Annotated in this window: 11 protein-coding genes; all 11 read right to left on the minus strand. The window is 66.1% G+C overall.

Features of this window, described 5'->3' with window-relative positions; translation table 11 throughout:
• Positions 1 to 66: 66 nt before the first annotated feature.
• Complete coding sequence (locus WDX12_RS09880; protein WP_320293948.1) at positions 67 to 606, minus strand: NADH-quinone oxidoreductase subunit B family protein; 540 nt, start codon at positions 604 to 606, stop codon at positions 67 to 69.
• A 123-nt stretch (positions 607 to 729) separates the two neighbouring features.
• Entirely contained in the window at positions 730 to 2,241 is a 1,512-nt protein-coding gene (locus WDX12_RS09885; protein WP_434725602.1) for an NADH-quinone oxidoreductase subunit C, read from the minus strand.
• A gap of 20 nt (positions 2,242 to 2,261) precedes the next feature.
• Positions 2,262 to 3,713 carry a hydrogenase 4 subunit F gene (locus WDX12_RS09890; RefSeq protein WP_320293949.1) on the minus strand — a complete coding sequence of 484 codons (1,452 nt, stop codon included), beginning with the start codon at positions 3,711 to 3,713 and terminating at the stop codon, positions 2,262 to 2,264.
• Positions 3,710 to 4,372, minus strand: a complete 663-nt coding sequence (locus WDX12_RS09895; RefSeq protein WP_434724751.1) for a hydrogenase-4 component E — start codon at positions 4,370 to 4,372, stop codon at positions 3,710 to 3,712. The genes WDX12_RS09890 and WDX12_RS09895 overlap by 4 nt, the downstream gene beginning before the upstream one ends.
• On the minus strand, positions 4,372 to 5,328 hold the full coding sequence (locus WDX12_RS09900; RefSeq protein ID WP_434724752.1) for a respiratory chain complex I subunit 1 family protein: 957 nt from the start codon (positions 5,326 to 5,328) through the stop codon (positions 4,372 to 4,374). The genes WDX12_RS09895 and WDX12_RS09900 overlap by 1 nt, the downstream gene beginning before the upstream one ends.
• Positions 5,319 to 7,334, minus strand: a complete 2,016-nt coding sequence (gene hyfB / locus WDX12_RS09905) for a hydrogenase 4 subunit B (RefSeq protein WP_434724753.1) — start codon at positions 7,332 to 7,334, stop codon at positions 5,319 to 5,321. The genes WDX12_RS09900 and hyfB overlap by 10 nt, the downstream gene beginning before the upstream one ends.
• A complete protein-coding gene (locus WDX12_RS09910; protein ID WP_434724754.1) occupies positions 7,331 to 7,636 on the minus strand; it encodes a helix-turn-helix domain-containing protein in 306 nt (101 codons plus the stop codon). The genes hyfB and WDX12_RS09910 overlap by 4 nt, the downstream gene beginning before the upstream one ends.
• Before the next feature lie 208 nt (positions 7,637 to 7,844).
• Entirely contained in the window at positions 7,845 to 8,729 is an 885-nt protein-coding gene (locus tag WDX12_RS09915) for an RNA polymerase sigma factor (protein WP_434724755.1), read from the minus strand.
• A gap of 41 nt (positions 8,730 to 8,770) precedes the next feature.
• Positions 8,771 to 9,091 (minus strand): hypothetical protein, encoded by a 321-nt coding sequence (locus tag WDX12_RS09920; RefSeq protein WP_434724756.1) that lies wholly within the window; start codon positions 9,089 to 9,091, stop codon positions 8,771 to 8,773.
• A gap of 96 nt (positions 9,092 to 9,187) precedes the next feature.
• Complete coding sequence (locus tag WDX12_RS09925; RefSeq protein WP_434724757.1) at positions 9,188 to 10,153, minus strand: ketopantoate reductase family protein; 966 nt, start codon at positions 10,151 to 10,153, stop codon at positions 9,188 to 9,190.
• A gap of 95 nt (positions 10,154 to 10,248) precedes the next feature.
• On the minus strand, positions 10,249 to 11,904 hold the full coding sequence (locus WDX12_RS09930) for an FAD-binding dehydrogenase (protein ID WP_434724758.1): 1,656 nt from the start codon (positions 11,902 to 11,904) through the stop codon (positions 10,249 to 10,251).
• Between the last annotated feature and the right edge of the window lie 4 nt (positions 11,905 to 11,908).

Raw genomic sequence — 11,908 nt, forward strand, 5'->3', positions numbered from 1 at the left:
CATGCATCATGGGTCGCCGCCAGTGCGACACTTCAGAGCCAAGGAGGGTTCCACGACGCTCTCTGCTCAGCCCTTGGCGGTGCCCGCCTTCCCATTCGCCCCATCGAGCAGCGCGATCAATCCCTTGAGGATGTCGATCGGCGGAGGCGGGCAGCCTGGGATGTGCAGGTCGACCGGCACCACGTCGGACACGCCGCCCACGACGGCGTAGCTGCCGGCGAAGCAGCCGCCGTCCTTGGCGCAGCCGCCGAGCGCCACCACCCATTTCGGGTTGGGCGTTGCGTCGAATGTCCGCTTCAGCGCCTCGCGCATGTTTTTCGTCACTGGCCCGGTGACCAGAAGCACATCGGCATGGCGCGGCGAGGCGACGAAGCGGAAACCGAAGCGCTCGATGTCGTAGAAGGCGTTGTTGAGCGCGTGCATCTCGAGCTCGCAGCCATTGCAGGAGCCGGCGTCGACCGCGCGGATCGACAGGCTCCGGCCGAGCCGCTTGCGGGCAAGTCCGTCGAGCGCGCGCGCCAGCTCGTCGACGGCAGCATTGCTCGCTTGCGGCGGACGCTCGGTCAAGGGCGGGCGGATCAGGCTTTCGAAGAGCAGTTTTCGCATGGCGGTGTGCCTTGGCCCGGTTTGGAGCAGTTCAGCGTCTGATAGAATCGCCGACCTGCTCCAACTCTTTGTTTTCGCGCAATTCCGGACGGAAAACCGCTGCGCACTTTTCCTGGAATTGCTCTAGAGATCATGGCCGGAATAGGAGCAGTTGAACGATTTGTTGCAGAGCGGGAAGTCGGCGACGATGTTGCCTTCGATCGCCGCTTCCAGCAGCGGCCACTGGAACCACGAAGGATCGCGCAGGTGGCAGCGCTCGATCGAGCCGTCCTCGCCGATGCGCAGCCAGACCAGTATGTCGCCGCGAAACCCTTCGACCAGCGCCATGCCCTCGCGCGGCCCTTCCGGCGCAGCGATATCGACGCGGATCGGGCCGGCGGGCAGCCGCCCGAGGATCTGTTCGACCAGCGACAGGCTCTGCTCGACCTCCCGCACGCGGATCCAGACGCGCGCGTTGACGTCGCCTTCCTGGAGGACCGGCACGTCGAAGGTGAGTTCGTCATAAGGCGCGTAGCCCGGGGCGCGGCGCGCATCGAAATCGCGGCCCGACGCCCGCCCGACATAGCCGCCGGCGGCATATTGCCGGGCAAGCTCGACCTTGAGCCGGCCGGTCGCCACCGTGCGGTCCTGCAGCGAGGCGGTGTTGTCGTAGAGTTCCACCAGATGCGGGAAGCGCCACCTGATCTCCGCGACCAGCGATCGGATGGCGCTGGTCCCCGCCTCGCTCAGATCGCTTGCCGTGCCGCCGGGCAGGATGCGGTCGCGCATCAGGCGATGGCCGAAGGCCGCGTCGGCGGCGCGCAGGACGCGCTCGCGCAGCACGCCGCAATGCGCGTGCATGATCGCGAAGGCGGCATCGTTGCAGATGGCGCCGATGTCGCCGAGATGATTGGCAAGGCGCTCCAGTTCGGCCATCAGCGCCCGCAGCCAGATTGCGCGCGCGGGAACCTCGATCCCGAGCGCGGCTTCGACGGCGCGGGCAAAGGCCAGCGAATAGGCGACCGTGCTGTCGCCCGACGTCCTGCCCGCGAGTTTTGCGGCGCGGTCGATCGGCGCGCCGGCCATCAGGCCTTCGATGCCCTTGTGCACATAGCCCAGCCGCTCTTCCAGCCGCACCACCGTTTCGCCACCGGCCGTGAAACGGAAATGCCCCGGCTCGATGATGCCGGCATGCACCGGCCCGACCGCGATCTGGTGCAGGCTTTCGCCCTCCGCCGCCAGGAACCGGTAGGAGGCGGCGGCCGCCGGTCCGCCAGGCCGCGCGGCCAGCGGATGCGAGACGCCCCATTGGCCATGGTCGAGCCAGCGGCGGGTGTCGGGAAGGCCTTGCGGCGCCAGTCCGAACAGGTCCGCCGCGGCGCGCTCCAGCCGCAGGGCCGGCGGATGGTATTGGCCGACCGACGGGTAGCGGCCGCCGCGGCACTCCAGGCTGATGACGCCGATGTCGAGCGCGTCGTCGAGAAGCGCCATGTGCACCTTTTCCGGCTCCCCCCACAGGTCGAGCAGGCTCCAGCGCCCGCCGGCGAGCTGCTCGACGGCGATATTCCAGGCCTTCGGGGCCACCACGGCGCGCCGCCAGGGGGCGTGACGCTCGATCCGGCGGCCGGCTTCGATGAGATCGGCGAGCGCGGGCATGTTTTTCCTCGCCATGCGCATCACCCCAATATCCCGGCGACATGCTGGAACCACGCCACCAGCGGCGCCGGCAGGTAGATGCCGGCGGCGAACACCAGAGCGAGGTGTGAATACATCGGCACGTAGGATGCCTCGACCGGCGCCATGCCGCCGCGCGGCTCGCCGAAGGCAAGGCCGCTCAGCCGCAGCAATAGCGCCCCGAAGGCGATGAGCAGCCCGAACACCAGCGGGATCGCCAGCCACGAATGCCTGGCGAAGGTCGAGCTGACGACCAGGAACTCGCTCATGAAGATGCCGAGCGGCGGCAGGCCGGCGATCGCCACGACGCCGATGACCAGCGCCCAGCCGAGCCCGGGATGGCTTTCCGTCAGCCCTCTGATCTCGGAGATCTTCTGCGTGCCCTTGACCTGCGCGATATGGCCGACGGCGAAGAAGATCGCCGACTTGGTCAGGCTGTGCATGACCATGTGCAACAGGCCGGCGAAGTTGGCGAGCGGGCCGCCCATGCCGAAGGCGAAGACGATGATGCCCATATGCTCGATCGAGGAATAGGCGAACAGGCGTTTGATGTCGCGGCGGCGGTAGAGCATGAAGGCCGCGAAGATCAGCGAGGTCAGGCCCATCGTGACCATCAGCGGTCCAGGCCCGATCGCCTGCGGGCTTGCCGCGAGCAAAAGCTTGAAGCGCAGCACGGCGTAGAGCGCGACGTTGAGCAGCAGGCCCGACAGCACCGCCGAGATCGGCGTCGGGCCTTCGGCATGCGCGTCGGGCAGCCAGGCATGCAGCGGCGCGAGACCGACCTTGGTGCCGTAGCCGAGCAGCAGGAAGATGAAGGCGACGCTGAGCAGCGCCGGGTCGAAATGCGCCGCCTTCTCGATCAGCACCGACCAGACCATGGCGTTGGTGCCCTCGCCGACGACCGGCTGCGCGGCCATGTAGACGAGGATGGTGCCGAACAGCGCGAGCGCGATGCCGACGCTGCCGAGGATGAAATATTTCCAGGCCGCCTCCAGCGCCTCATGCGTGCGGTAGATGCCGACCATCAGCACGGTGGTCAGCGTGGCGAGCTCGACCGCGACCCACATCAGGCCGATATTGTTCGACACGAAGGCCAGGTTCATGCCGAACATCATGATCTGGTACATCGCGTGGTAGAACCGCAGGTTCGGCGCGGTCAGCCGCCCGGTTTCCAGCTCATGCGCGATATAGGACGCGCTGAACACGCTGGTGGTGAAGCCGACGAATGTGTTGAGCACGATGAAGACGATGTTGAGATCGTCGACGATGAGATATTGCCCCGGCGCCGGCCGGTCGGTGACGAACAGCGACAGCGCCGCGAGCAAGGTGAGCAGGCTGGCGATGACGTTGACGACGGACGATATCTTGTAATTCGGCAGCGCCGCCAGGATGGCCGCGGCGCCCGCCGGGATGAAAAGGATCGCGGCCACGGCGTCGAAGGAGAACCCGCTCACCGGCGTTCTCCCCGATAGTCGTCGAGCGCGCCGACATCGACCGAATCGAAGCGTTCGCGGATGCGGAACAGGAAGACGCCGATGACGATGAAGGCGATCAGGATCGAGAAGGCGACGCTGATCTCGACAACCAGCGGCATGCCCTTGGCGCCGGTGGCGGCCAGCACCAGGCCGTTCTCCAGCGACATGAAGCCGACGACCTGGCTGACCGCGTTGCGCCTGGTCACCATCACCAGCAGGCCCAGCAGGATGATCGACAGCGCGAAGGCGAGATCCTCTCGGGCGAGCGGGTCGGCCTCGGGCGTCACCCGAAGCATCAGCACCATGGAAAGCGTCACCAGCCCGATGCCGGCGAGCATGGTCGGGCCGATGCCGACGGCGGTCTCGATGTCGCGGTGGATGCCGAGCCGCTGGATGATGCGATGCAGCCCGACGGGAATGACGATCGCCTTGAAGACCAGAGCGATGCCGGCGGTGATGTAGAGGTGGTGCGCGTCCTGGATATAGGCCTGCCACGCCACCGACAGCGCAAGCACGACCGCATGCAGCGCAAAGACGTTGATCAGCGCGAACAGCCGGTCCTGGTAGAGCATCATGAAGGAGACCAGCACCAGGCTGCCGGCGAGCAGATGGGCGATGTCGAAGGTGAGACCGTTCATCACAGGCTCCGTGAGACGAACAGCAGGAGCGTGCCGAGCAGCGCCAGCATCAGCGCCGCACCCAGGAAGTCCGGCACGCGGAAGACGCGCATCTTGGCGACTGCTGTCTCGAACACGGCAAGCAGGATGGCGAGCACCGCGAGCTTGCCGAAATAGGCGGCGGCGCCGATGGCGAGTGCTTTTGGCCCGGTTCCAGCGGCCGCCAGACCCCAGGGCAGGAAAACGCAGGAGATCAGCGACATGTAGAGCAGCAGCTTGATGAAGCTGGCGAGCTCGATCATCGCCAGATGGCGGCCGGAATATTCCAGGATCATCGCCTCATGCACCATGGTGAGCTCCAGATGCGTGGCGGGATTGTCGACCGGTATGCGCGCATTCTCGGCGATCGCCACCATCACCAGCGCGATCAGCGACATGCCGAGCGACACGCGCAATCCGACCTCAGGCGAACCCATGAAGGCGGCGACCGTCGAAAGCTGCGTGGCGCCGGCCACCAGCGCCAGGCTGAAGACGATGAGCAGCATCGCGGGTTCGGCGAGCGAGGCGATCATCACCTCGCGGCTGGCGCCGATGCCGCCGAAGCTGGTGCCGATATCCATTCCGGCCAGCGCCTGGAAGAAGCGCGCGCTGCCGAGCAGCGCCACGATGACGATGAGATCGGCGGCCCAGCTGAACTGTAGGCCGGCGGCGAAGGTTGGAACCAGCGCCGCCGCGACCCATGTGGCGGCGAAGATCAGGTAGGGCGTGACGCGGAACAGCCAGGACGCGTTGTCCGCCAGCACGACCTCCTTGCGCATCAGCCTGACCAGATCGCGATAGGGCTGGATCACCGAGGGTCCCTGCCGCCTGACCAGCCTCGCCTTCACCTTGCGCACGAAGCCGATCAGAAGCGGCGCCAGCAAAAGCACCGAAAACATCTGGGCGCCCTGCACGGCGAGATCCAGGATCACGGCCATAGCGCAAGCACCAGGAGCAGGGTGACGAGGTAGAGGAAGACCAGCGTCAGGTAGCGGCGGATGGTCAGGAACTGCAGGTGGTTCAGTCGCTCGGTGGCGAAATCGATCGCGCCGGTGATCGGCTGATAGAAGATCTCCCAGGCCACGTCATGCATATCCACCTTGAGGCGCGCCGGCTCGAGGGAGCCCGGCGCCGGCATCTCGACGGTTTCGCGGGCGCGGAACGCGAAGCCACCGAAGACGCGGCGGATGGGCTGCGCAAAGCTGACCGCCGTGTATTGCGCGGCCGGTACTGCGTCGGCGAAGCCGCACCCCCATGCAATGCCCCGGCGCAACGCGTGCGAGGCGAAGCGGTGGATGAAGAAGGCCGCGAGCGACGCCGAAATGGCGATGAAGGCGAAGACCAGCAGGCCGTTATAGGAGCTGCGGCTCTCGGCGATCGGCACGATCGACAGCCAGGGCTCGGCCATCTGCACCGGCATGCGGTCGCCGATGAGCGAAAGCGTCACCGCCGACAGGCCGTCGAGGATGAAGCCGGGCAGGATGCCGGCGAGCAGGCAGAAGGCGGCAAGCACGGCCATTGCCGCCAGCGACCAGCGGTCGACCTCATGCGCGCGTTCCACCGCCGCCGATCGCGCCCGGCCAAGGAAGGTGATGCCGAAGGCCTTGACGAAGCAGGCCGCGGCCAGCGCCGCCGACAGCGCCAGCATGCCGCCGACCGCGGGCACGATGACCTTCAGCCCCCATTGCGGCAGCTCGGGGCTGCGCAATATGGCCTGGAAGACCAGCCATTCGGAGGCGAAGCCGTTGAAGGGCGGCAGCGCCGAGATCGAGACGCAGCCGACGAGGAAGACGAAGCTGGTGACCGGCAGGCGATGGATGAGGCCGCCGAGCTTTTCCATGTCGCGTTCGCCGGTCGAAGTCAGCACCGCGCCGGCGCCGAAAAACAGCAGGCTCTTGAAGAAGGAATGGTTGAGCACGTGGAAGAGCGCCGCGGTGAAGGCCAGCGCCGCGGCCGAGGGCATGGCGTTCGCCTTGAAGGCCAGCGCAAGGCCGAGGCTGGCGAAGATGACGCCGATATTCTCGATGGTCGAATAGGCGAGCAGCCGCTTCAGGTCTTTTTCCATCAGCGCATGCAGGATGCCGAGCGCCGCCGTCACGCCGCCGATGAGGAGCACGGCGACGCCCGACCACCATGTCGGCGCGCCAAGCAGGTCGAACACCACGCGGATGAAGCCGTAGATGGCGACCTTGGTCATGATGCCGCTCATCAGCGCCGAGACGTGGCTGGGTGCGGCCGGATGGGCAAGCGGCAGCCAGGCATGCAGCGGCACCAGGCCGGCCTTGGAGCCGGCGCCGAGCAACATGAGAACGAGCACCGCGCCGGCCGCGAGCGGGCCTGGATGCGCCATCCGCATCGCGTCGAACGCGTAGGTTCCCGCCGGTCCCGCCAGCAGGCCGAAGGCAAGCAGCAGCGCCATCGTGCCGAAGCTCGCCATCACCAGGTAGATGTAACCGGCGCGTCGGTTGGCCTCGTCGCGGTGGTGCGCCATGACCAGCGCCCACGAGGCGAGCGACATGAATTCCCAGGACAAAAGGAAGCTGAAGGCGTCGTTGGCCAGCACGACGAGGTTCATGCCGGCGAGGAACGCCGGATAGAACGGCAGCACGCGATGCGGCTGGGATTCGTGCCGGCCGTAGCCAAGAGCATAAAGGCTGGTGATGGTGCCGCCCAGATTGACGACGATGAGGAAGAACGCCGACAGGCCGTCGAGGCGGAACCGGGCGCCGGTCCAGGGCAGGCCGAGCGGCAAGGTGGCGGACGCCTCGCCGGGATTGCCGACGAGATGGCCGGCAACGATCGCGAGCAAGGCGGCTGAAATGACGAACGCGGCGCCATAGACAAGACGCGTCGCGGCGGTGTGCCGGCTGAAGGCTGCGGCCAGGATGGCTGTTGCCAGAAGCGCGGCAGGACCGCACAGCAGAAGCGCCACGATCGAGATCACGACAGGCTCCCACCGGACGCGGCATCGCCGGCATTGGATGCCCGGGCCGGATCGAATCCGGTCTTCAGCCTCACCCCGCGTCCGCCGCCCTGGCTGACCGCGCCTTCGCCGATCAGCTCGATGCCGGCCACCTCAAGCGCGGCGATCAGCTTCATCAGCGAATCGACATTGCCCCGGATGATCGAGCCGCTGGCTTCCATGCGCTGGATTGTTGGTACCGACAGGCCGGACAATTCGGCAAGCCGGCGTTGATCGATGCCGAGCAGCGATCGGGCGGCGCGCAATTGCGGTGCGGTTATCACCGAGGACTCTCTCGTTCAGTTCTGAGATATGAGGTCTCGGTGCTGTAGCCTACATTAAAATGTTCTATCGTCAAGGATTGATGTCTGAAACATGTATGTTGATGGCGAACGACCGCGAGTCTGGCGCTCAATTCGTTACGGGACGAAGCTCTGGTGTTCCGTCCAATGCTGTGCGCGGTGAATGCTGGCAGCGAGGGTGCCGCTTGGGTCAATCGGCAAAACGAATATCCGCGTCAGCCGCACAATAAGGCACATGGCGGAAATCGCGGATGCGCACGACCTCTTCGCCGCGCCAGTCGATCAGCACGAAGCCGCCCAAGGCATTGTCCGCTTGCGGGTTGCGGATCAGGATCGCCGGCCGGTCCTCGACGAAGCCCAGCGCCAGCGTCCAGTCGTTCATACGGTCGTAGTTGCCGAAATAGGTCGAGGCTTCCTTCTTGCCGCTGAGGCGGGCGCGGTTGACGACGTCGACCTGGATGTCTTCGGCGATCAGCATCCTGACACCGTCGAAATCGCGTGCATTGAACAGGTCGACATAGCGGCGCAGCCGGCGCTCCTCCTCAAGGTCGAGCTTCGGCATGGTCATGTCGTCGGGCAAAGCCGCCAACGCCTTCAACTCCGCCCGGCCGCGATGCAGCGCCGCCTTGCTGGCGGCTAAAGTCGCGCCCGTCACCTCGCAGGTTTCATGCAGGCTAAGGCCGAGCACGTCGACCAGGATCACGGCGCTGCGCTGCGCCGGCGTCAGCCGCATGAAGCTGCGCAGGCTCGCGGCAGTCGCGAGCCTCGTCTCGGCGCTGGCGGAGAGGTCCGCTATCGCGGTCATGTCGGCCTCGCTCATTCGCGAACGCTCCCGCTGGCGGCGGCGCAGATGATCCTGCGCCGCATTGTGGGCGATGCGGAATAGCCACTGCTCCGGTCGCTCGACCTGAGCGCCGCCGTCATATGCGGCAAGCGCCTTCACCACTGCTTCCTGCACGATGTCCTCGCCCTCGATCGCCGAGCCGGCCATGCGGGCGGCATAGCGGTGCAGTTTCGGCCGCAGGCCGACGAGCATGGCTTCAAGTTCCGCTCGGCCGAACCCTGCTGAACTCATCGTCCTCTTTCTCGCCTCGCCGATCACAAGCCGTGCCTCGGTCAGGCGGGCGCGGCTTCATCGGCCTTGGCCAGCATACGATAATTGCCGATGATCTTCGCCGGCGACCTAGCTAGCGGCGTCGACCGCCGATCGGCGTGATTGGCGCCGAAAACCTTGAAAGCGTCGAGTTCGGTCAGCGCCGAACTATCCCTGTCGTAGCCGACAAGGTGGACGAACTCGCCATTCTCCAGTTCGAGCACCAGATAGCGCACGGATTGCGGCTGCGTTTCGTCCAGCGCTTCGAACACCTTTGCCACCAGCGCCCGGTTCTCGGCGATGCCGGCATCCTTCACGCCGTAGCGGATGAGATTGTAGGTCATGGTCGTCTCCTGTTTGCGGATCTGCTTGAGGAAGACGTTCCACGGGCTCGAAAGGATTCTCGGGATCGGGTCGATCTTTTTGATCGTCTCCAGCTATCAGCCGGGTCCGCCGATCATGGAGACGATCATGTCGTCGCCGGCCGATTGCGGTCGCATCCGGCCGCTGGCCAGCTCGACCGACAGTTTGCATAGGGCCGAGTTGACGGGCGTAGCCATGCCGTGAAACCGCCCGAGAAGGACGATCTCGCCATTGAGGAAGTCTGTTTCGAGGGAGCCGGTCCCGCGCACGATGCTTTGCAGCGTCGAGGAACCCACGCGCGTTCGACCCGAGATGGCGGTTATGGTCAATTCTTCACGGGCCATGGCATCGGTCTTGTCCCAGTCGATCCCGGCCGCGCTTAGCACGGCCTCGGCCTCGGCGCGTGCCTTCGCATACCATTTCCGCTGAAGCTCGGTGTCGCCCAGCGCCGCGTCGATGATGTTTCGAAGGTTGGCCAGCAGCTTGCGGTATTTGCTGCTCATCACATTGTCCCTGGGGTCGACGATGAAACCGGACGCCTTGAGAACCCCGCACAGTTTCTCGACGGTGTCGTCGGTTCCGGACGGATAGCGGCCGATGTCGAAGGCGCCGATCTTGGGCGCGAAATAGGCAGCGACCTCGCCGGGCGTGTCGTAATCGGCCGGCAGCATGACCGTCGCGCCATAGACATTGGCGAAGAAACGCAAGGCCAGCGGCTCGTTGGCGACGCCGTTCTGGAAACAGAACAACGGCAGCGTCGCCGCACCGGCGGCGTTGAGCCGCTGCAGCGCGCCGAGCGTATCGGGGGTCTTCATCGTCAGGAGCACCACATCTTCCGGCCTGAAGGAAATCTCCGCCGGGTCGGCATGGACGGGAAAGCGCGCGGTCCTGGTGCTTTGCGGGGTGGAAAGCGTCAGCCCCGAGGCGCGAATGGCGTCGAGCTGCCTGCCGCGGGCAATGCCGATGACTTCATGTCCGGAAAAGCTCAGCTGGGCCGCGATGGCGCCGCCGATTGCGCCAATGCCATAGACGATGATGCGCATTCTATTCTCGTTTTGATTGGGACTTCGGTCGACAGCAGTTGATCGAAAAAGCCTACAGCGTTGTCGCTCAACCGGCGATCACCCGTACCCTCCATTCACGCAATCGTGGCCGCTGCCGCCCGTCCCGCGCTGCGCCCCGAAAAAATGCAGCCGCCGAGGAAGGTGCCTTCCAGCGCCGCATAGCCATGCACGCCGCCGCCGCCGAAGCCGGCGGCCTCGCCCACGGCGTAGAGTCCCGGCACCGCTTGTCCGGCGGCATCGAGCACGCGGCTGTCGAGGTCGGTCTGCAGGCCGCCCAGCGTCTTGCGGGTGAGGATGTTGAGACGCACGGCGATCAGCGGGCCGTTGGCCGGATCGAGCATCTTGTGCGGCTTGGCCGTGCGGATCAGCCTGTCGCCGAGATAGGCGCGCGCGCCGCGCAGCGCGGTGACCTGCGCATCCTTGGAGAACGGATTGTCGAGTTGCCTGTCGCGGGCGCGGATCTCGCGCTCGACCTGGGCGACCTCGAGCAGCGGCTCGCCGCCGGCCAGAGCGTTCATGCGCGCCACCAGCTTCGAGAGATTGGCCTCGACAATAAAATCCTCGCCCTTTTCCATGAAGGCTTTCACCGGGCCGGGAATGCCCGATGTCGCGCGGCCCAGCACCTGCCGCCAGCTTTTGCCGGTGAGGTCCGGGTTCTGCTCGGAGCCCGACAGCGCGAACTCCTTCTGGATGATCTTCCTGGTCAGGATGAACCAGGAATAATCGAAGCCGGTGCCCATGACGTGGCTGAGCGTGGCTAGAGTGTCGAAGCCCGGATAGAGCGGCACCGGCAGCCTTTTGCCGCGCGCGTCGAGCCAGAGCGAGGACGGGCCGGGCAGGATGCGGATCGCATGCTCGGTCCAGATCGGCGCCCAGTTCTTGATGCCCTCGACATAATGCCACATGCGGTCGCGGTTGATGATCGAGCCCCCGGCCTGTTCGGTGATCGCCAGCATGCGGCCGTCGACATGGTCCGGCACGCCGGTGATCATCCGCTTCGGCGGCACGCCCAGGCGCTGCGGCCAGTTTTGGCGCACCAGCTCGTGATTGCCGCCAATGCCGCCGGAAGCCACGATCACCGCCTGCGCATGGAGCTCGAAGTCTCCGACGACTTCCCGCGAGCTCTTGCGGCCGCGCTCGGCGCTGCTGGCTTCGAGAACGTCGCCGCGCACGCCGGTCACGGTATCGCCGGCGCGGATGATCTCGTTGACCCGGTGGCGGAATTTGAACGCGACCAGTCCGCGCGTCTGCGCCTCGCGCACGCGCTGCACGAAAGGTTCGAGTACGCCCGGCCCTGTGCCCCAGGTGATGTGGAAGCGCGGCACAGAATTGCCGTGACCGGTCGCATTGCCGCCGCCGCGTTCGGCCCAGCCGACCACGGGGAAGAATTTCAAGCCGCGCTCGATGAGCCAGGAGCGCTTCTCGCCGGCGGCGAAGCCGACATAGGCTTCGGCCCATTTGCGGGGCCAGAAATCCTCTGGGCGGTCGAAGGCGGCGGTGCCCATCCAGTCCTCGAGCGCCAGGTCATACGAATCACGGATGCGCATGCGCCGCTGCTCCGGCGAATCGACCAGGAACAACCCGCCGAACGACCAGAAGGCCTGGCCGCCCAGCGACTGCTCCGGCTCCTGGTCGACGACGATGATTTTCTTGCCGGCGTCGGCCAGCTCGGCCGCGGCGACGAGGCCGGCCAGCCCCGCGCCGACAATGATCACGTCCGCGTCAGCCATCTAT

Origin of the sequence: Mesorhizobium sp. RIZ17 (assembly GCF_051127865.1) — a bacterium.
Lineage (GTDB): Bacteria > Pseudomonadota > Alphaproteobacteria > Rhizobiales > Rhizobiaceae > Mesorhizobium > Mesorhizobium humile.